Origin of the sequence: Isoptericola halotolerans, assembly GCF_045689585.1 — a bacterium.
GTDB classification, from domain to species: domain Bacteria; phylum Actinomycetota; class Actinomycetes; order Actinomycetales; family Cellulomonadaceae; genus Isoptericola; species Isoptericola halotolerans_B.
Map to the genome: position 1 here is coordinate 2,293,588 of NZ_CP140108.1, position 19,531 is coordinate 2,313,118.

The window sequence follows — 19,531 nt, forward strand, 5'->3', positions numbered from 1 at the left end:
CCGGGTGCCGAGCAGGAAGCTGGGCCCGCTTTGGCGTGGCAAAGCGGGCCCAGCTTCCTGCTCGGCACCCGAGGGGTCAGGGGACCCAGGCGCAGACGAGGTGGGCGGAGCCGTCCGCGCTCACCGGCCCGGCGGCATCCGGCACGAGGCACGACTCGCCGCGGCGGAGCTCGACCTCGCCGGTCGCGGTGAGCAGCCGCACCGCGCCGTCGAGCACGAGCACGATCCGCGGGCCGTCCGGGGCGAGAGCCACCGGCTCCGCGGGGTCGACGTCCGCCGTCATGAGGGCGAACTCGCTCACGGGAGCCCGGTAGCTCGTGACCAGGCTCTCCGTCCCGGCCACGACGGTGTCCGGCCGCACCGGCGGGCGGGGAGCGAACGCCGCGCACTCCAGGAGCGCCCCGGCGTCCACGTGCTTGGTCGTCAGGCCGGCGCGGAGCACGTTGTCCGAGGCGGCCATGATCTCGACCCCGAGGCCGGACAGGTAGGCGTGCACCTCCCCGGCGGGGATGAACATGGCCTCGCCGGGTTCGAGGGAGACCCGGTTGAGCAGCAGCGACGCCACGGCGCCGGGATCCCCGGGGTGCTCGTCGGCGAGCTGCAGCACCGTCGCGTCGGCGCGGTCCGACGGCGAGCCCGACCGGGCGCGGGCCCGGACCGAGGCGACGGTGGCGGCGACGTCGTCCGCGCAGGTGGCGCCGTCCCGCGCGGCGACGAGGAGCTCCATGGCCGCGCGGAGGCCGGCCGACGACCGCGTGCCGACCAGCGCGTCCCGCAGCCGGCCGACGAGCCCGCCGTCCAGGCCGTCGAGCAGCTCGAGGACGGCTCGCGGGCTGCGGAACCCGGCCAGCCCCTCGAACGGCGTGAGCGCCACCAGCATCTCGGGCTTGTGCTCGGTGTCGTGGAAGGACCGGTGCGGCGCCCTGGCGGGCAGGCCTGCCCGGTTCTCGCGGTGGTAGCCGGCCCGTGCCTGGTGCGGCCGGGGGTGCACCTGCAACGACAGCGCCCGCTCGGCGGCCAGCACCTTGAGCAGGTAGGGCAGCCGGGGTCCGAACCGGTCCGCGACGCGACGGCCCAGCACCTCCACGGGGGCCGCGGCGACCAGGTCGGCGAGCGTGGACCCGTTGCTCACGCGCGACGGCGCGGAGGGATGGGCACCCAGCCACAGCTCGGCGGCGGGTCGCCCGTCGCGCGGTCGGCCGAGCAGACCCTGGATGTGGTGGTGGGAGCCCCAGTCATAGGGTTGGACGGTGTTCTCGAGCCGATGCGCGGCAGTGAGGTCGACCGATGCTGTTGGGATGGTGTTCATCAGCGGTTCATCGACTTTCCTGAGACGGATGTGATTCACTCGGCGCTCGATCCAGGCGCCCTGACGGGACCGACCCACCGGAGACCTCGTGCATGCATTTCATTCCATGGCCTATCTCGACGTCGAGAAGTCGGGGTCCACGTACGTGTCGCGTTTTCTGCGCGATTTCCTGGACGACGACGAGGTGTCCTTTCGCAAGCACGTCGAGCTGGAGGACCGGCCGCCGTCGGGCCGCCTGCACGTCATCTCCGTCCGTGACCCGCTGGAGTCCTACCTGTCGTTGTACTCCTACGGCTGCCAGCACAAGGGTGGACTCGCGGGCTCGGTCCGCGCTGCGGGTCTCGGCCACCTCTACGACGGTACCCCCGCCGGGTTCGACAGGTGGCTCGACGTCGTGCTCGACCCCGCCTACGCCGGGGCGATGAACCCGCGCAGCTATCAGCGGTCGGGCGTCGCGGAGCACGCGGGACTGCTGTCCTACCGGGTGGCGCGGCTGTCGAGCCCGCGAGCGAGACGCTGGATCCGCCGCGTGACGTCGCCGGAAGACTTCGTGGCGCGCTACCGCGAGCACACCGTCGTCGACGTCGTCCTGCACAACGAGACGCTGACAGAGGACCTCGAGGCGCTGGTGCAGCGCGAGGACCTGGCGTGGCGCCCGTCGCGGGACGTCGCGCTCGAGGCGCTGCGGGCCCAGCGCCGTCTGAACACCAGCCGCCGGCTCGACGACGACGCGCGGTTCGAGGTCCCGGAGGACGCCCGACGCCGGGTGGCGGCCCGGGAGCGCCTGCTCACGGAGGTCTTCGGGTACGACGACGGTCATCGCAGCTCCACGACCGATCCGATCCAGGCGAGGTCCTCGGCGTAGCGCTCGTCCAGGGCGGTGACGGCGTCGGGGGCCAGGAACGACGCCGGGACGTCGCCCGGGGCCGGGTGCCTGCCGAGCGTGTCGGTCACGAACCGGTGGAAGGCCGCCCGTTCGTCGGCGCCGTCCAGCAGCGGCAGCACCTCGAGGGAGAGGTCGGCCATGCGCTGCGTGTACCGCGTGTTGGTGCGTCGGGAGACCTCGTCGCCGACCTCGACGCCGGTCGCCCCCAGGCGCTCGAGGGCGTCGGTGAGGATCTGCCCCACGAGCGGGCGGGCGGCGCCGCGGTCCCGGTCGTAGTCGTAGACGGTCACGTGCTCGGCACCGAAGGTGCGGGCGAGCTGCTCGACGACGCCGCGCCAGGACAGCCGCGCCTGGACCCGGTCGGCGAGCTCGTCGAACCGGACGGCCCTGCCGTGCTTGAGCTGCTGCTGGTAGGCGGACTCCAGGAACGCGGCGTACCCGCGCACGGTGAACTGGACGTGTCGCGGGACGCCGTCCGTCGCGCGGGCGATCCCGGCGACGTTCTCCGCGATCCGCGGGTACAGCTCCGCGCTGTCGCGGGCGAAGGCCGGACCGGTGTTCGACTCGCAGGAGTAGAACAGCCCGGGTGCTCGCGTGCTGCGCCAGGCGTCCTCGAGGAAAGCGCGGAGCCGGTCGTCGGCGCCCGGGCGGGTGACGTCGTACCAGCCGTCGAGGGCGGCACGGATGTCGGGCTGCGTGGTCCGGGTGACGACGCCGGCAGCGGCGAGCTCGGCGGTGTGCTCGCGGCACCAGGACTGCACGGCGGTGGTGCCGGTCTTCTGCGAGCCGAGGTGCAGCACGACCTGGTGCCCGGCGGGAAGGGGACGGCGTGCGGCGACGGTGTCGCGCAGGCGCTGGACGAGGTTCATCGGACCTCCACGAGGTCGCGCAGGCGGGCGAGGTCGGCACGGTCGCGATCGGCGAGCCCGGCCTCCTGCGCGGGGGAGAGCGGGCGGGCGGGCGTGCCGTGGGTGTCCACCTGGCGGTCGACGAAGGCGCGCAGGCTGTGGCGCTCGTCGTGGGAGCGCAGGTGCGGCAGCGCGGTGCGGGCGACCTGGAGCTGCCGGTCGGTCCAGTGCTCGTCGGGGGTGCCGGGCACGTCGTCCAGCGGGATGCCGTCGAGCGTCGTCAGGCGGTCGAGCGTGCTGGCGAGCACGGCGCGCCCGACGGCGGCGGTCGCCGCGACGGGGTCGTCGGCCCCCCGCAGGGTGGTCGCGTCGTGGACGCGGACCCGCTCGGGCCCGACGGCGGCGACGAAGGACTCGACGAGCGGGACCCAGCTCGGGTCCTCGACAGCGCCCCAGAACGCGTCGAGGCCGATGTCGTGCCCGTGGCGCACGGAGGCGACCCAGCCGGAGGTGACGGCGTCGGCGTGGGCGGTGAGCGTCACGTCGACGGTCCACGGCGTGCCGGCGAGGGCCGCGGCGAGGGCGTCGACCCCGGCCTGCGCGTGCGGGTGCAGGGCGCCGCCGCGGGGCAGGTAGACGGGCCCGAGGGGGGCGTTGGAGGAGAACAGCACGGGCCCCTCGGCGGTGAGGTGCTCGCGCAGGCGGTCGCGGCCCTTGTCGGAGCGCCAGTCGAGGCCGGGCACCGCGTCGCGCAGCTCGGACCAGGACGTCCGGGCCGTCACGCCCCGCTCGCCGAGCGCGGCGCGGTGCGTGTCGCACCACGCCCGCACGGTGCGCACCGTGGGGCGGTGGGTGCTCAGGTGGACGGCCACCGGCGATCTCGCCTCGGGCATCTCTCGGACTCCTTCTTGCCGTGTGCCGGACGGTGGGAACGTTAGTCCCCCCGACGGGTGAGAAGTGACATCCTGGTGGCCCAGGAGCACAATGGGCGACAGGAGATCGCCAATGTTCACCGACGGGTCACATGATGTTCTTCGACAGTTCTCGAGATATGGCCGACTTCGCCTCCTGGGGCTCATAGTGTCGCCGCCATGAACGAATCCGTGCTCGTCGTCGTGCCTGCCCGTGGCGGGTCTGCCGGGGTGCCCTTGAAGAACCTGCAGAGGGTCGGGGGCAGCTCCCTGGTGGCCCGTGCGGTGCGCTCGGCGGCCGCCGCCCCCGCGGTGACCGACGTCGTCGTGTCGACCGACCACGCCGAGATCGCCCGCGAGGGTGCGGTGCACGGCGCCCGGGTCGTGGAGCGTCCCGCTGACCTGGCCGGAGGCACCGCCAGCTCCGAGTCCGCCGTGCTGCACGTCCTCGACGAGCTGGTGGCCCAGGGCGCACCGGACCCGGCCGTCACCGTGCTGCTGCAGGCGACGAGCCCGTTCGTCGACCCGGCCGACCTGGACGCCGCGGTCCGTCAGGTGCTCGACGGACGCCACGACGTCGTCGTCGCCGTCTCGCCGACGCACGACTTCCAGTGGCGGCTCGACGCCGACGGGCCGGTCCCGGTGGGTCACACCACCGATCATCGCCCCCGCCGCCAGGACCGGACACCCCACTTCCGCGAGACCGGTGCCTTCTACGTCATGCGCACGACCGGCCTGCGCGAGCACGGCACCCGGTTCTTCGGCTCGGTCGGCCTGCAGGCGGTGGCGCCGGAGTGGGCGGTCGAGATCGACGAGCCCCGGGACCTGTGGCTCGCCCGCACGCTCCTCGACCAGCCCGCGGAACGTCCGGGTGCGGTGCGGTCCGCCGCCTCGAACCGTGCCGAGCCCGGGCGCTCGGCGGAACGGATCGACGTCGACGCCCTCGTGACCGACTTCGACGGCGTGCACACCGACGACGGCGTGTACGTCTCCCAGGACGGCGTCGAGCAGGTGCGCGTCCACCGCGGCGACGGCCTCGGCGTCGGCCACCTGCGCACGGCCGGCGTCCCGATGCTCATCCTGTCCAAGGAGACCAACCCGGTCGTGACGGCCCGGGCCCGCAAGCTCGGCGTCGACGTCCTGCAGGGCATCGACGACAAGGCCACCGCGCTGCGCGACTGGTGCGCCGCGCACCGGCTCGACCCCGACCGGGTCGCCTACGTCGGCAACGACGTCAACGACCTCCCTGCCCTGCGCGTCGTCGGCTGGCCCATCGCCGTCGCCGACGCCCACCCCGACGTGCTCGCCGCCGCGCGGGTCGTCACCGAAGAGCGAGGCGGCCACGGCGCCGTCCGCGAGATCTGCGACCGCATCACCACCCATCGGAAGGACCCCGTCATGACCGCCACCTCCACCGCCCCGGCCCAGCCCGTCCAGATCGGCGAGCACGCCGTGGGCACGGGCGAGCCCGTGTACGTGATCGGGGAGATCGGCATCAACCACAACGGTGACGTCGAGATCGCCAAGCAGCTCATCGACGTCGCGGTGGCCGCGGGCTGCCAGGCCGTGAAGTTCCAGAAGCGCACGCCGGAGATCTCCACCCCGAAGGACCAGCGGGACAAGATCCGGCAGACGCCGTGGGGCGAGATGACCTACCTGGAGTACAAGTACAAGGTCGAGTTCGAGCACGAGCAGTACACCGAGATCGACCAGTACGCCAAGGCGCAGGGTCTCCAGTGGTTCGCGTCGCCGTGGGACGTCCCCTCGGTCGGGTTCCTCGAGGAGTTCGGCGTGCCGACGCACAAGATCGCCTCGGCGTCGGTGACCGACCACGAGCTGCTGCGGGCGCTCGCCGACACCGGCAAGCCGCTCATCCTGTCGACCGGGATGTCCACGCTCGAGCAGATCGACGAGGCAGTGGAGATCCTCGGCACCGACGGCCTGGTGATCCTGCACTCCACCTCGACGTACCCGCTGCCCCCGGAGGAGGCGAACCTGCGCACGATCAACACGCTCCAGGAGCGGTACGGCGTGCCCGTCGGCTACTCGGGTCACGAGACCGGTCTGCAGATCTCGCTGGCCGCCGTGGCCCTCGGCGCGGTCGCGGTCGAGCGGCACATCACCCTCGACCGCGCGATGTGGGGCTCGGACCACGCCGCGTCGCTGGAGCCGAAGGGGCTCAGCAACCTCGTGCGCGACATCCGCATCCTCCAGGACGCCCTGGGCGACGGCGAGAAGAAGGTCATGCCCGGCGAGCTCGCGCCGATGTCGCGCCTGCGCCGCGTCGGCGCCTGACCGCGAGCCAGAGCACTGCACGAAGGACAGGACCGCATGACCGTCTCTCGACCCCAGGTGTCCGTCGTCGTCCCCGCCCGGGACGCCGGCGGGCACCTGCCCGACGCCCTGGGCAGCCTGCAGCGGCAGGACCTCGACCTGTGCGACCTCGAGGTGGTGGTCGTCGACGACGGGTCGACGGACGACACCCTCGCGGTGCTGGAGGAGGCCTCCGCGCACCTTCCCGCTCTGCGCTGGGTGCACCACCGCACCCCGCACGGCGTCTCGGCAGCCCGCAACCGGGGGGTCCGGGAGTCGCGCGGCCGCTGGGTCACGTTCCTCGACCCGGACGACTGGTTCTTCCCCGGCCACCTCGCCGCGATGGTGGGCGCCGCCGAACGGTACGACGTCGACTTCCTGGTGTGCGACCAGGTGCAGGCGTACGGCAACGAACGGCGCAGGGTCCGCGCGCCGGAGCCGCGCCGGCACGTGGCGCTCGACCCGCGCACCGGCATCCTGCCCACCTCGCGGTCCACGATGGTGAACTACGTCCAGGTCTCCTCGCGCTTCCTGTCGCGGCGTGTGGTCGACGACGGTCTGGCCGTCTTCGACGAGGGCCTGCCGACGGCGGAGGACCGCGAGTGGGCCTGGCGCCTGCTGCTCGGCACCCGGCGCTACGCGGTCGTGGACGCGCCCGGCTACGTCTACCGCCGGGCGGTGACCGGGTCGCTCACCGACGTCGGCGACGGCCGCCAGCTCGGGTTCCTCGAGGCCTACGACACGGTGCTGGAGCGGCTCCGCCGTGACGGCCTGGACCAGTACGAGCCCAAGGTGCTGCGGGACGTGCTGGCGGTGCTGCACCACCACGCGGCCCGCCGGAAGGTCTACCCGGACGACGTGTGGGACACGATGACGGCGCGGGCCCGGCAGGTGGTGGGACGGTTCGACAAGTCGGTCGTCGCCCAGCAGGTCGCCGCGCTCGGCCCCGAGCGGGTCCGCACCGTCCGCAAGCAGGGGGTGGCGCTGTGAGCGACGTGCGCACCCAGATCGTCACGGCGTCCACGCTGTTCGGCGCGGCCACGGTGGCGGCGGCCTGGGACGCGGGCGCCCTGCCCCGACGTGACCGGACGGTGCTGGTGGTCCAGCACAACGTGCCGGCCCCGGAGTGCTCGGACGACTTCACGGCGGGGCCGGCCTTCGCGGCGCTCGCCGACCGCTTCGACGCCGTGGTGGCCTGGAACGACGTCATCACGCCGCACCACCCCAAGGAGTGGAAGCCGCGGCCCGCGGACGTCCCGCTGTGGCAGCGGCTGCTGCGCGAGCGGTGGGAGCTGGGCGACGGACCGCTGGAGATCGTGGGTGAGTCGGTGGCCACGCCGCCGACCGGAGCCCTCGTCGCCGTCTTCGCCTCGGCCGCGGTGAGCGTGTACGCCGACGGTCTGATGGTCTACGGCCCGACGCGGTTCGACCTCCGTCACGAGGTCGGCGGGCGCGTCGACCGCCTGCTGCACCTCGACCTGCTGCCGGGGGTGCGCCCGACGCTCCTCGCCGAGTGGGACGTCCCGGGCGCCGTCGTGCCGGCGGAGGCGTTCCGCAAGGTCGTCGGTGCGCTGACGGAGCAGGCCGTGGCGACCGACGTGGCCCGGGCCGAGCGGCGGGGACCGACCAACGGGCACTCCGCCGTCGTGCCGCGCACGCTCGCGGAACGGTTGCCGGAACCCGGCTCGTACGCCCTGCTGCTCGGCCAGTACATGGCGGCGATCGGGCTCGTGACGGACACCGAGGAGGCGGCGCTGCACCGGCGCATGGTGGAGGCGGCGGCGGAGCGCGGGTTCACGCACGTGCTGCTCAAGCCGCACCCGTCGGCACCCCGCCAGGGCACCGCGGAGCTGGTCGAGCACGCGCGGAGCGTGGGCGTCCGGCTCGAGGTGGCGCCGGCCGCGGTGCTCGCCGAGTCGCTGTACGGGGAGTCGGCGCCGGGGCTCGTGGTGTCCTGCTTCTCGACGGCGCTGGCCACGGCCCGCGCCCTGTACGACGTGCCGACCCTGAACGTCGGCACCGGCATGCTGCTCGAGCGGCTCGAGCCGTACCCGAACTCGAACCGGGTGCCGGCCGTCGTCGTGGACGCCCTCGGGCGGCCGGACGGACGCTGGCAGGACCCGGCCGAGATGCAGCGGCTCGTCCGCGCGGTGTCGTACTGCCAGCAGCCGCAGCTCCTGGCACGCTTCCGTGAGGAGGCGGCCGGTCTGCTGGGTGGGCTCGACGAGAGCACCCTGCGGCTGTGGTTCCGCCGCAAGCGCCTCACCGCCCTCGGTCTGCCCGGCGGGCTGCCGGTGCCGCGGTGGCGCTCGGCCCGGGTGGTCGCGCTGGTGGACGGCGTCGACCGGCGCCTGCTGGGCGGTCGCCTGCGTCGTTTCGTCCGGCGGCGGTACGCCGGTGCGGGCGACGACGTCCGGGCCGCCGTCGCGTCGGTGAGGGGCGAGATGGATGGCTGAGCCGGACGACGCGGGCATGCTGCGGCTGGCGGGCGACCTGCCGCGGGACTGCGGTGTGCGGGTCGTCGCGTGCGTGCGTGACGAGGAGGCCTACCTGGCGGACGCCGTGCGCTCGGTGCTGGCCCAGGACCACGCGGGTGGCCTGCACCTGGTCCTCGCGGTGGGTCCGTCCCACGACGACACCGCGGGCATCGCCGCGCGGCTGGCCGAGGACGACCGGGTCACCGTGGTGGACAACCCGACCGGCTCGCGGTCGATCGGGCTGAACCTGGCGATGGAGCACGAGGAGGACGGCACGCCGGGCGACCACGCCGTCGTCGTGCGGGTGGACGGGCACACCGAGCTGCCGCCGGACTACGTGCGCCGGTGCGTCGAGCTGCTGCGGACCACGGGTGCCGTGGGCGTGGGCGGGATGATGACGCCGGTGGGCGACGGGGCGGTGCAGGAGGCGGCCGCCCGGGCGATGAGCCACCCGGCCGGCATCGGGGCGGTGTCCTTCCACACCGGTGGTCGCCCCGGCGAGACCGAGACGGTCTACCTCGGCGCGTTCCGCCGCGATGCCGTCCGGGCCGTCGGCGGGTACGACCCGACGCTGTTCCGGGCCGAGGACTGGGAGCTGTGCCTGCGCCTGCGACGGGCGGGCGGGCTGCTGTGGTTCGACCCGTCGCTGGTCGTGGAGTACCGCCCGCGCCGCACGCTGCGGGCGGTGGCGAAGCAGTTCTGGCGCACCGGGATGTGGCGCCGCGAGGTGGTCCGCCGGGACCCGTCGACGGCGAGCCCGCGCTACCTGGCGCCGCCGGCGCTGGTGCTGGTGCTGGCGCTCGCGGTGCTGCTGACGGTGTGCGGGCTGCTGGTGGCGTCGCCGTTCGTGGTCGGCGCGGGCCTGTCGCTGCCGGTGGCGTACGTGGTGGGGGTGCTGGCCGCGGCAGCCCACGCGGCGGCGCGGCGTCCGGTCCTGCGCGCCCGGGCGGCGCTGGTGCTGCCGGTCGTGCTGGTGGTGATGCACGTGTGCTGGGGAGCCGGGTTCGTGCGCGGGCTCACGGCTCGCGCGGCGGCGGACCACCGCGCCTGACCTTTCGGCGGCCGAGCAGGAAGTTGAGCCCGCATTGCGGCTCGAAAGCGGGACCAACGTCCTGCTCGGCACCGACGTCGGGAGAGGTCAGCGGGTGAGGCGCGCGGAGAGTGCCACGGGCAGCGCGGACCGCGCCACGGACCACAGGTGCCGCGGCCACGACCAGGGTCCGACGACGGCCCTCGGCTCCAGCGTTCCGGCGCGCGACCGCTCGGCGAGCGCGCGCACCGCCGGCCCGAGCTCGTCCCCGGCGTGCAGGTAGCCGTCCTCGCACCAGGCGGGCTCCGGCGTCGGGCCGCCGGTGCGCAGCGTGGCGGCCACCTCGTCGAGCCGTCGCAGGCACCCGGAGCCGGCGTAGGCCTCGTTGAGCTGGTCGGGGCCCACGCCGAAGTCGGTGAGGAACACGGTGGGCAGCCCGCGGGCGAGCGACTCCAGCCCGGCGGTCGAGCTGACGGTGAGCAGCGCGGTGCCGGGGGTGAGGTGGTCGGCCAGGGGCCCGACGGCGAAGCTCAACGCGTCGGCGGTCCGCCCGAGCCGCCGGTGCTCGGCGGTCCAGAGGGCGTCGAGGGGGTACGGCTCGTTGTGCGTCTGGCGCTCCCCGGCGCGGGCCCGCAGCTTGACGGTGACCTCGAGGCCGTCGTCGGTGAGGCGTGCGAGGCCGTCTAGCAGCCGGACCCGCTCCTCGCGCGTGGCCGGCACCTTGGCCTGGGCCGCGAGCACCACGCGGTGCGGGATGCTGGAGGTGCGCTGCGGGGAGGGGGGCGATGGCGCCGGGATGGCGGCGTCGGCGGTCGGGCCGCTCGCGGCGTCGAGGAACGGCAGCCGGGACAGCACGATCCGCGGGGTCGCGCCGTGGGCGGCGAACGCGGTGGCGTAGGGGGCGGCCTCGCGGCGGCCGTGCACGACGAACGCGTCGGCCCAGCGGCGCCACCCGGTGCCGCGCTCGGTGGCGGGCAGGGCCATGCCGGGCAGGCCGGCGACGAGGGCAGGTCGCCGGCCACCCCGCACGGCGCGGAGCACGCGGCGGGCGACGAGCTCGGCGACGGGCCCGGTGGCCGCCACCAGGACGACGTCCGGACGCCGGGTCGCCACGAGGCGGGCGAGCGCACCGGGGGAGAGCATCATGGGCGGGCTCAGAGCCGTCCCGGCCACCGCCGCGTGGGCCTGCTCGGTGCTCGGGGCCAGGGGGGAGCGGACGACGACGACGGCCGGGTCCACGGTCGGTGCGCCGCCGTCGTCACGCAACCGGGCGAGGCTCCACGCCGCCCACTTGAGGTAGGAGTCGGCGTCGGCGACGGCCAGGACGCGGACGGGGGTCATGCGACCGATCGCGAGCCGCGTCGACGGTCGTCGCGGCGGGCGTCGGCGGCGCGTGCGAGGTCCGCGGCCAGCCCGAGGTGCTCGCGCAGGGCGGGGGTGGCGCGGGGCGTCCACCACGTCTCGGGCACGTCCTGCGGCAGCACCCCGACGCCGCGTGGTGTCAGCAGCCGGGTGAGCGTCACCGCGGAGGTGGACGGCAGCGAGACGACCCGCTGGTCGGAGGTCAGCCCGCGCAGCCGGAGCTCGACGGGGGCTCCCGGCGCGTCCACCTGCACCCCGGGGAGCTGTTCGAACAGGGCGGTCACCAGCGGGTCGTGGCGGCGGTGCGGGATGTAGCGCACGGGCCCGTCGGCGGCCAGGCCGGTCAGCCAGGCCGCGTACTGGTCGGCGTGGACGAGCCGGTCGGCGACCAGCCCGGAGCCGACGACGACGGTCGGCTCGTCGATCTCGGCGGGGGCGCCGTCGTCGGGCCGCGACGAGAGCCAGGCGAACGAGTGCTCGACCACGTCGACGCCCAGAGCGGTGAGGGCGGCGGTGAGGTCGTCGTCGAGCGGGAGCATGGTGCACAGGGTCAGCCGCCCGGCCCGTGCCAGGCGCCGCAGCCGGCGCGTCGTGAGCGTGCCCAGGGTGTACCGCAGCGGACCGGCGGGGGTCGAGAGGCGGACCATGGGCTCGGCGTCCACGAGACGGCGCGCCACGTCGAGGGTGGCCAGGCCGTCGTCGACGACGACGATCCGCCCCACGGTGCCGGCGCGGGCCAGCGCGGTCTGGAAGACGCCGGAGAACGGGTCGCCGACCAGGTGGACAGGTGCGCCGTCGAGCGACCGCCCGGCGGGACCGACCATCACGTCGAGCCCGTCGGGCAGCCCGAGGTCACGGACGGTGCCGACGGCGGTGGCCAGCGTCGGGACGTCCGCGCGGGCCACCACCCGGGTCCGGTCGTCGGACGACGTGCGCAGATGGCCCGCGGCGTGGGCCTCGACGGCGCACAGCAGCTGCAGCGGGGACTCGACCAGGGCGCTCACAGGTCCAGGGAAGCACGCCCGGGCGTCGTGCGGGCGACCCGTGGGTGTCCACCGGATGAACGAGGCCGCGCTTCCCGCCGCACGCTTCACCGGATCGTCGTGACCTCCGGTCCGGCGTACAGGTGCAGCACCTGGTGCAGCCCCAGGCCGAACGCCCGGTGGTCGGCGAGCACGGTGTCGGAGAACCCGTCCTGGCGCAGCCGGTCGAGGTCCAGCACGAGGGCGCGGGCGTCGAACGCGTCGAAGTCGAACACCTGCCGGGCGTGGATCGAGCGGTAGAGCTCGAAGGCCACCTCGGGGTGGTCGTCGAGCGCACGCGCCGCCCGGTACAGCACCCCGAACCCGCTGGTGTCCCAGTGGGTGCTGGGGCGCACGGCGAGCGGGCGCCCGGCCAGGTCGACGGCACCGAGCGCGGTGGCGTCCTCATCCGTCTCGGCGACCGGCAGGACGACCACGCGGTCGAGGTGCAGCAGCACGGCCGGCAGGAGCATCCCGGACCGGTGGGAGCCGCCCTTCGTCGTGGGGCCGAGCACGTCGTCCAGCGCGCCGGACGCGTCCGGCTCGACGACCCAGACGCGGACCGGTCCGGACGCGGCGGCCTCGATCGAGCGGACGGCGTCGTCGACGGCGTCCAGCTCGGACCGGTCGGGCAGCAGGACGACGTCCGTCACGGCCTCGGTGGTGTCCGTCTGCTCCGCGGTGCCCTCGTGTCGTGAGACGGTGAGGTGGCGGGCCAGCTCCCCCGCACGGACGGGCAGCGCCGGGGGAGCGGGGTCCGCGGCGTGCCGGCGCCGGGCCGCCTCGACCTCCGGTTCGACGGTCCGGCGCCAGACGGCGTAGACCTCGTCCGCGGGGCGGCCGGCGAGGATCGCGTCGAGGGCGGGCCGCAGGCGCTCCAGCATGGCGGTGCGGATGGCCTCGAAGTCCTCCGGGGACAGCCGGAACAGACCGTTGAACCGGACGTCGGCGTTGTGCGCGGGCTGGAAGTCGACCTCCATCCCGAGCGACGTCGTCGGGAGGTAGCAGTGCAGCCGCTTGGTCACCACGCGCGTGAAGTCCGTGCGGTACCAGTCGAGGAGCCGGTACGCCTCGCGCATGTTCTCGACGTAGGTGCGGTCCTTGACCTTGCGGTAGCTCTGGCGCACCTTCGTCGCGCCCTCCGGCACCGGCTCGCGCACGGCGTCGACATACACGGTCGCGTCGTCGGGCCGCGCGTCCGTCGGCGGGAACACGGTGCTGACGGTGGTGGTGAGGCAGCCGGAGAAGAAGGCGGGGACGTCGAGCGAGAGCAGCAGGTCGACGGTGGTCCAGTCCCGGCAGCCGATCGGGCCGTGCTCGCGCAGGTAGTCCAGCACCTCGGTGGTGAGGAGCCCGCGCTTGTTGCAGTGGAACGAGACGAACAGGGGGCGCAGGTTGCGGTGCGGCGGGAAGTCCCAGACGCCGGTGCCGGCGAGGTCGTGCATGAACCACCCGAACTCGAGCAGCCACGTCTCGGCGGGGAAGCGCTGGAACGTGGACCCGTCGCGGTCGACGCGGTAGAGCTCGACCTCCGCCCCGTAGTCGCCGTCGAGGCGCAGCTCCGGGCGGACGTTCTCCTGCAGGCCGGTGACGAACGACGCGAGGTCGGGCTCCTGGCTGTGGAAGCGCAGGCGGGTCCGGCGCGCGAGGTGCCCCATCGACGCGAGCGTCTGGACGTGGTCACCGATGTTCTGCGAGGACTTGCCCTTGCCGGGCTGCATGTAGTCGAGCACCCCGAAGGCCACTCGCCCGGTCGGTGCCGGGGCGTCCTCGTGCTCGCCGGCGCCCCGCCACCGCTCGAGCCAGGCGATCTCGGCCGCTCCCTCGGGCCAACGGTCCTCGTCGCCCTCGTAGGCCTCCAGCGTCCGCTCGTGGACGGCGTGGCGCAGATCGGGGCGATGCAGGGGGAACAGATGGCGCAGCACCGTGTGCCAGGTGCGGGCGCGCAGGGTGGCGGAGCCGTCGGCGCTGTCGGCGAGCCACTGCTCGGTGCGGGCCACCCCCTCCTCCGGCTCGATGCGGAACAGCGCGTCGACGTAGGGGACGGGCGTGACGCGGAACGCGCGCTCCTCGTCGTGGCGGAAGTGGGCGAGCGCTGCCCGGTAGTGACGGGCGTCGTGGGCGACGAGGCCCGCGGCCAGGTGCGTGTCGCTCGACTCGCCGGTGCGGGCCAGCTCGGCCGCCAGGAGCTCCTTGGCCCGCTGCGGGTCCTGGTCCCGCAGCGCCCGGCGTACGGACCGGACGAAGTCGTTCGCCTGGCGGGACCGCCGGGTCTTCGTCTTCGACGGCGACTGCGTCGAAGACGGCGTCGGCGTCGGCGTCGGCGTCGGCGACGCGGGGGGCGGGGTGGGTGCGGGGCGTTCGATCAGACGTGCCAGCCGACGCATGGCCTGTCGCAGCAAGGTGTCCTCCAGCAGATCGAGCCGGTGCGTCCGTCCAGCGTAGAGCGTCCGGGCTGCCTACGATCATGGGGTGTCGTTGCTCCGTGTACTACGCGACAGGCTGCGGGGGCACGAGACGGGAAAGCCGTCGGCCCCCGCCGACCCGATGCTGCCCCGCGGCAGTCACCTCGCGGTGACGTGGACGATCCCGGACGACTACGGCGGGATGACGTCGGCGTTGCTCCGCCGTTCGCGGGCCTTCGCGCGAGACACCGGCGAGCCGGTGCAGATCCTCACGTTCGACCCGGCGCTCGACGCCGCGCGCGCCCGGGCGCGGCTGCGCACGGCGGGCGAGCTCGACGGCGGCGTCACCCTCCACCACCTGTGGGAGGATCTCGCGGCCTGGCCGGACGACGCCCTGGGTGTCGCGCCCGACGCGGAGCCCCGCACGTATCCCCGCGTGGAGGACGGACGTCGGTCCCGTTCCGAGGTCGACGACGACGGCGCGCTGGTCCGGCGGTGGCACTTCCGCCCGGACGGCACGCTGGCGGCCGTCGAGAAGGTGCGCCGGCGCGGACGCCTGGTGCGTGTCTACGACCGTGCGGGTCGGCCGGGGCGGCGCTGGACGTCGATCTGGCACCTGTACGCCGACTGGATGGACGGGATCCTGCCGCCCGGACCCGCGTACGTGGTGGTCGACAGCAAGTCGATGGTCCGCCCCTTCGCCCGGCTGGAGCGGCCCGACACGGCGGTCGCGCACGTCGTGCACGGGGCTCACCTGAGCGGCCGCGCCGACGACGCGCTGGGACCCCTGTCGCCCAGCCGCCGGCCCTTCGTGCGGCACCTCGACGACTTCGACGCGGTGGTGCTGCTCACCGAGGGTCAGCGACGCGACCTGCTGCAGCGGGTCGGTCCGCGCGACCACGTCCACGTGGTGCCGAACAGCACCGACCTCCCGCAGGTCGCTCCCGACCGGGCCCGCGACCGGGGCGCCGGGGCGGTGGTCGCCCAGCTCTCCGACCGCAAGCAGGTCGACCAGGCCGTCGCCGGCTACGCGCTGGCCGCCGAGCGCACCGGGGCGCGGATGCACCTCGACGTCTACGGGGACGGCCCGCGCCGTGCCGAGGTGGAGGCGGCGGCACGCCGGACCACCGGTGTCCGTCTGCACGGCTACGTCCCCCGCGCCGCCGACCGGCTGGCCAAGGCGTCGTACCTGCTCCTGACCAGCCGCAGCGAGGGGCTGCCCCTGGTGCTGGCCGAGGCCATGTCGCGCGGGTGCCTGCCGATCGTCTACGACGTGCGCTACGGTCCGGCGGACTTCATCACCGACGGCGTCGACGGGTTCCTCGTGCCGGACGGCGACGTCGAGGGGATCGCGGACCGCCTCGAGCGGTTGCTCAGCCTCGACGAGGACGACGTGCGCCGGATGCGGCACGCGGCCCGGGCGACGGCGGAGCAGTACGCCGACGGCGCCGTGGTGGCACGCTGGGCGCAGGTGTTCCGGTCGGCGGCGGCGCGGGCCGAGGGGCGCCACCGCACCGCCACGACCGCGACGGCGGACTGACCGGACCCGTTGTACCGGGTCCGGCCGGTCCGCCGTGCGGCCGGACCAGGTCAGCTCCCGCCGTCGGCCGCCGCGACCGCACCCACGAGCCGGTCGCGCTCGAGCAGGCACTCGTCGACGAAGTCGAGGAACCGGGCGCTCGACTCGCCGCGCTCGAAGCCGAAGTAGTGCTGGCGGGCGGCCTTCCGGGCGTCGCTGCGCGGGTCCTTGGCCAGGTTGTCCCGCAAGAGGTCGGCGACCGTGCCCACCGTGTCGCCGTCGACGACGTCGACCGCTCCGGCGATGGGCGACTCGGCCACCAGCCGGGTGCGGTCCGTGCGGCGGTCGGTGAGGATGATCGGCGTCTCGGGGTGCAGGTAGAGGAAGTCGAGCCCGATCGAGGAGATGTCGGTGACGAGCAGGTCGACGCCCTTGAAGACGGCCAGCGGGTCGGCGTCGAACGGCATGAGGTGCTTGCCGCCACCGTGGTTGGCGGTCTCGACGAGGTGGAGGATCTCGTCGTGCGCGGCGCCGCAGGCCGGGTCGGTGCCGTTGATGACGCGCGGGTGCGGCTTGTAGACCAGGCGGACGCCGTCCTGGGCCAGCGCGGCGCGGACGATCTTGACGCCGTAGCGGTCCAGCGACGTGTAGTTGTTGGCGTCGTTCTCCCCGGACCAGGTGGGGGCGTACAGCACCGTCCGCACGCCGGCGGGGGCGGGTGGCAGCGCCGGGGCGACGTCGAGGTCGAGCTGCGGGCGGCCGCACACGGCCAGCCGGGCCTCGTCGAAGTTGATGAGGGCGCGGCGGTGCCGCTCGATCGCGGCCTGCCCGGCGACCACCACCCGGTCGTAGGACTTGGCCTGGTTGGAGACCATCGAGACCTTGTCGGACTCGCCGTGGTTGACGTGCACGTGCAGCGCCTGCTGGTAGATCAGCGACTGGAAGTTGCGCATCCCGTTGTTGACGTAGATGACGGTCTTGACGCCCACCTGGTCGTAGAGGGCGAGCACGCCGTCGATGGTCCGGGCGAACGCCACCGGCAGGTCCGTCAGGTCGCGCAGCTCTCGCGTCGTGTCCATCTTGCGGGTGACGATGAGGAACGGCTGGCGCTGGGCCACCTGCTCGAAGACGGGCAGCCACTGCTTGATCTGGTAGATCGTCGCCGGGGAGTCGGCGAAGTACGCCACGACGGGCACCGCCGGCATCTGCGACAGCGGCAGGTCGAACGGGGGACCGCTGCCGGCGGTGGTGCGCAACGTGCGCTTGAGGCGGGACCCGACGGCCAGGATCGCAGCCGCGAGAGCGGCGCGGGCACGCGCGATCGGGTGACGGGACGTGGTGCTGGATCTCGGCATCGGTGTCTTTCCTCGGCCAGGGGCCGTCGTCCGGGGGCGGGCGGCGCTCAGTATCTCACCTTGTGGGTAGGATCATGCGGTCGGATCCCCCCTGAAGGACAGGTTCGCAACCCACCGTGACCTCTGAGAAGACCCCGGCCGCGGGTGCGGCCTCGCCGGGCGGCGAGCGACCCGCAGCTCCGGAACCACCGGACCCGATCGTGCCGGAGACGTCGTCGGCCGAGCGCCTTGCTCTGGCCGAACGATACGGCCTGACCAAGATGGGCGTGCGCCCTCGGCTGTGGCCGTACGTCAAGGACGTCGCCTCCCGGTGGGCGTTCATCCGGGTGCTGGGCACCGCGACCGCCTACGCGCGCAACCAGAACACCTACCTCGGGCAGCTCTGGGCGGTCCTCAACCCGGTCCTCAACGCGACCGTCTACGTGCTCATCTTCGGGCTGCTGCTCGACATCGCCCGGGGCGGTGTCGAGAACGTCGTCGCGTTCATCGTGATCGGCGTGTTCCTGTTCCGGTTCGTCGAGCAGTCCGTCAACGGCGGGGCCCAGTCGATCGCCAAGCGGAGCAACCTCATCCGGTCGCTGCACTTCCCGCGGGCGGTGCTGCCGATCTCGAACGTCATGTCCCACCTGGCCACCCTCTTCCCAGCGCTCGTCGTGATGTGCGTCATCGTGTGGAGCTCGGGCTACATGGGTGACCACGACCGTGTGCCGGTCACGTGGGAGTGGCTGCTGCTCATCCCGGCCGTGGCGCTCCTGTGGATCTTCAACATGGGGCTGGCCTTCGTCATGGCCCGGGCGGTGGCCATCACCCCGGACCTGGACAACGTCATCTCGTTCGTCCTGCGGTTCGCCATGTACGGCTCGGGCGTGATCTTCCCGGTGGTGCGGTACGTCCAGGAGCTGCCGGACGGGATCCAGGTGTGGCTGGGCCCGATCCTGGAGTATCAGCCGATCGCCGTCTACCTCTACCTGGGGCGCTCGTCCCTGATGGACGAGGACGCGTTCGTGCAGGACCCCTTCATGTGGATCCTCGGCGTCGTGTGGGCGATCGTGTTCTTCGTGGCCGGGTTCATCATCTTCTGGCGCGGTGAGGAGAGGTACGGACGTGACTGACGACGTGACCGAGGCGGACGCGCACCTCGACTTCGACCTCGAGGTCGAGGAGGACGACGCCGGGGAGCACGCGGGCACGATCCCGCTGGGCGACCCGTGCCTGGTCGTGGACGACCTGCACATCGTGTTCCGCGTGTTCGGCGGCAAGAGCCGCGAGCGGGCGGAGAAGTCCGGTGCGCACGTGCAGGCGGCGGCGCCGAAGAAGAAGCCGCTCGTCAAGCGGCTGCTCGGCGCAGGGCGCCAGCACGTCGGGGCGGTGAGCGAGGTGCACGCGGTGCGCGGTGTGTCGTTCACGGCGCGGCACGGCGAGTCCATCGGCATCGTCGGGATCAACGGCTCCGGCAAGTCGACGCTGCTGCGGGCCGTGACGGGGCTCATCCCGCCGCACTCGGGGTCGGTCTTCGTCGACGGCGAGCCGGCGCTGCTGGGCGTCAACGCGGCGCTGATGCCGCAGATGACCGGGGCGAAGAACATCGAGATCGGTGGTCTGGCGCTCGGCATGACGCCGAAGCAGATCGACGAGAAGTTCGACGAGGTGGTGGAGTTCGCCGACATCGGCAGCTTCGTCGACCTGCCGATGAAGACGTACTCCTCGGGCATGGCCGCCCGGCTGCGGTTCGCGATCAGCTCGGCCGCGATCCCGGACATCCTCATGGTGGACGAGGCGCTGGCCACGGGTGACGCGGCCTTCAAGTCGCGGTCCAAGGCGCGGATCGAGGAGGTCCGCCAGCAGGCGGGCACGGTGTTCCTCGTGAGCCACTCGATCACGACCATCGAGGCCATGTGCACCCGCGTGCTGTGGATGCACCAGGGCAAGCTCGTCATGGACGGGCCGGTCGAGGAGGTCACGGCGGCCTACCGGCAGTTCGTCCGGGCGCACCGCCAGGCGCGGTCGGGGGGTCGCGCCGGCGGCGCGCGTCGCCGGCGCAACGGGGGCGACGACAAGAAGAAGTAGGGCGTGCCCGGCCCGCTCGCGCCGGGC

Annotated in this window: 15 protein-coding genes and 1 pseudogene; 9 read left to right on the forward strand and 7 right to left on the reverse strand. The window is 73.7% G+C overall.

Going from position 1 to position 19,531, the window contains the following annotated elements:
- Window positions 1-76 precede the first annotated feature (76 nt).
- Window positions 77-1,309, reverse strand: coding sequence for a mannose-6-phosphate isomerase, class I (gene manA, locus UQW22_RS10665; RefSeq protein ID WP_407316912.1), 1,233 nt, complete (start codon window positions 1,307-1,309; stop codon window positions 77-79).
- 106 nt (window positions 1,310-1,415) lie between these two features.
- Here manA and UQW22_RS10670 point away from each other — a divergent pair, with 106 nt between their 5' ends.
- Window positions 1,416-2,174, forward strand: coding sequence for a hypothetical protein (locus tag UQW22_RS10670; RefSeq protein ID WP_407316914.1), 759 nt, complete (start codon window positions 1,416-1,418; stop codon window positions 2,172-2,174).
- On the opposite strand, the gene UQW22_RS10675 is transcribed toward UQW22_RS10670, so the two are convergent.
- Together UQW22_RS10675 and UQW22_RS10680 are read right to left on the reverse strand one after the other, a co-directional pair.
- The gene (locus UQW22_RS10675; RefSeq protein ID WP_407316916.1) at window positions 2,126-3,064 is read right to left on the reverse strand and encodes a hypothetical protein; all 939 of its coding nucleotides are present in this window, start codon (window positions 3,062-3,064) and stop codon (window positions 2,126-2,128) included. The genes UQW22_RS10670 and UQW22_RS10675 overlap by 49 nt on opposite strands.
- A complete protein-coding gene (locus tag UQW22_RS10680; protein ID WP_407316918.1) occupies window positions 3,061-3,936 on the reverse strand; it encodes a hypothetical protein in 876 nt (291 codons plus the stop codon). Before UQW22_RS10680 ends, UQW22_RS10675 begins: the two co-directional genes overlap by 4 nt.
- Before the next feature lie 198 nt (window positions 3,937-4,134).
- Between UQW22_RS10680 and UQW22_RS10685 the strand changes: the two are divergent.
- From UQW22_RS10685 to UQW22_RS10705, 5 genes and pseudogenes are all read left to right on the forward strand, one after another.
- Window positions 4,135-5,241 (forward strand): annotated as a pseudogene (locus UQW22_RS10685) (cytidylyltransferase domain-containing protein); the annotation flags it as partial.
- Window positions 5,242-5,352: 111 nt separating this feature from the next.
- Entirely contained in the window at window positions 5,353-6,249 is an 897-nt protein-coding gene (locus UQW22_RS10690; RefSeq protein WP_407320780.1) for an N-acetylneuraminate synthase family protein, read from the forward strand.
- 36 nt (window positions 6,250-6,285) lie between these two features.
- Window positions 6,286-7,257, forward strand: coding sequence for a glycosyltransferase family 2 protein (locus tag UQW22_RS10695; RefSeq protein WP_407316920.1), 972 nt, complete (start codon window positions 6,286-6,288; stop codon window positions 7,255-7,257).
- On the forward strand, window positions 7,254-8,723 hold the full coding sequence (locus UQW22_RS10700; protein ID WP_407316922.1) for a polysialyltransferase family glycosyltransferase: 1,470 nt from the start codon (window positions 7,254-7,256) through the stop codon (window positions 8,721-8,723). Before UQW22_RS10695 ends, UQW22_RS10700 begins: the two co-directional genes overlap by 4 nt.
- Window positions 8,716-9,795 (forward strand): glycosyltransferase family 2 protein, encoded by a 1,080-nt coding sequence (locus tag UQW22_RS10705; RefSeq protein WP_407316924.1) that lies wholly within the window; start codon window positions 8,716-8,718, stop codon window positions 9,793-9,795. The genes UQW22_RS10700 and UQW22_RS10705 overlap by 8 nt, the downstream gene beginning before the upstream one ends.
- Window positions 9,796-9,882: 87 nt before the next feature.
- On the opposite strand, the gene UQW22_RS10710 is transcribed toward UQW22_RS10705, so the two are convergent.
- The 3 genes from UQW22_RS10710 to UQW22_RS10720 all read right to left on the reverse strand — a co-directional run bounded on the left by UQW22_RS10710 (window position 9,883) and on the right by UQW22_RS10720 (window position 14,560).
- A complete protein-coding gene (locus UQW22_RS10710) occupies window positions 9,883-11,115 on the reverse strand; it encodes a DUF6716 putative glycosyltransferase (RefSeq protein ID WP_407316926.1) in 1,233 nt (410 codons plus the stop codon).
- Window positions 11,112-12,140 carry a hypothetical protein gene (locus UQW22_RS10715; protein ID WP_407316928.1) on the reverse strand — a complete coding sequence of 343 codons (1,029 nt, stop codon included), beginning with the start codon at window positions 12,138-12,140 and terminating at the stop codon, window positions 11,112-11,114. The genes UQW22_RS10710 and UQW22_RS10715 overlap by 4 nt, the downstream gene beginning before the upstream one ends.
- 86 nt (window positions 12,141-12,226) lie before the next feature.
- Window positions 12,227-14,560, reverse strand: coding sequence for a hypothetical protein (locus UQW22_RS10720; RefSeq protein WP_407316930.1), 2,334 nt, complete (start codon window positions 14,558-14,560; stop codon window positions 12,227-12,229).
- Between the two features lie 70 nt (window positions 14,561-14,630).
- Between UQW22_RS10720 and UQW22_RS10725 the strand changes: the two genes are divergently transcribed.
- Window positions 14,631-16,103: a glycosyltransferase gene (locus UQW22_RS10725; RefSeq protein WP_407316932.1), complete on the forward strand. Its 1,473-nt coding sequence runs from the start codon at window positions 14,631-14,633 to the stop codon at window positions 16,101-16,103.
- Window positions 16,104-16,153: 50 nt separating this feature from the next.
- Here UQW22_RS10725 and UQW22_RS10730 read toward each other — a convergent pair whose 3' ends face one another.
- Window positions 16,154-17,437 carry a CDP-glycerol glycerophosphotransferase family protein gene (locus UQW22_RS10730; protein WP_407316934.1) on the reverse strand — a complete coding sequence of 428 codons (1,284 nt, stop codon included), beginning with the start codon at window positions 17,435-17,437 and terminating at the stop codon, window positions 16,154-16,156.
- A gap of 116 nt (window positions 17,438-17,553) precedes the next feature.
- On the opposite strand from UQW22_RS10730, the gene UQW22_RS10735 reads away from it, so the two are divergent.
- Window positions 17,554-18,549 (forward strand): ABC transporter permease, encoded by a 996-nt coding sequence (locus UQW22_RS10735; protein WP_407316936.1) that lies wholly within the window; start codon window positions 17,554-17,556, stop codon window positions 18,547-18,549.
- A complete protein-coding gene (locus UQW22_RS10740; RefSeq protein ID WP_407316938.1) occupies window positions 18,542-19,504 on the forward strand; it encodes an ABC transporter ATP-binding protein in 963 nt (320 codons plus the stop codon). Before UQW22_RS10735 ends, UQW22_RS10740 begins: the two co-directional genes overlap by 8 nt.
- Window positions 19,505-19,531 lie beyond the last annotated feature (27 nt).

Excerpts from the sequence above, each read along its gene's own strand:
- manA (WP_407316912.1), bottom strand. The coding sequence starts at position 1,309 with ATGAACACCATCCCAACAGCATCGGTCGACCTCACTGCCGCGCATCGG.
- UQW22_RS10680 (WP_407316918.1), bottom strand. The coding sequence starts at position 3,936 with ATGCCCGAGGCGAGATCGCCGGTGGCCGTCCACCTGAGCACCCACCGC.
- UQW22_RS10705 (WP_407316924.1), top strand. The coding sequence starts at position 8,716 with ATGGCTGAGCCGGACGACGCGGGCATGCTGCGGCTGGCGGGCGACCTG.
- UQW22_RS10690 (WP_407320780.1), top strand. The coding sequence starts at position 5,353 with ATGACCGCCACCTCCACCGCCCCGGCCCAGCCCGTCCAGATCGGCGAG.
- UQW22_RS10695 (WP_407316920.1), top strand. The coding sequence starts at position 6,286 with ATGACCGTCTCTCGACCCCAGGTGTCCGTCGTCGTCCCCGCCCGGGAC.
- UQW22_RS10710 (WP_407316926.1), bottom strand. The coding sequence starts at position 11,115 with ATGACCCCCGTCCGCGTCCTGGCCGTCGCCGACGCCGACTCCTACCTC.
- UQW22_RS10670 (WP_407316914.1), top strand. The coding sequence starts at position 1,416 with ATGGCCTATCTCGACGTCGAGAAGTCGGGGTCCACGTACGTGTCGCGT.
- UQW22_RS10730 (WP_407316934.1), bottom strand. The coding sequence starts at position 17,437 with ATGCCGAGATCCAGCACCACGTCCCGTCACCCGATCGCGCGTGCCCGC.
- UQW22_RS10675 (WP_407316916.1), bottom strand. The coding sequence starts at position 3,064 with ATGAACCTCGTCCAGCGCCTGCGCGACACCGTCGCCGCACGCCGTCCC.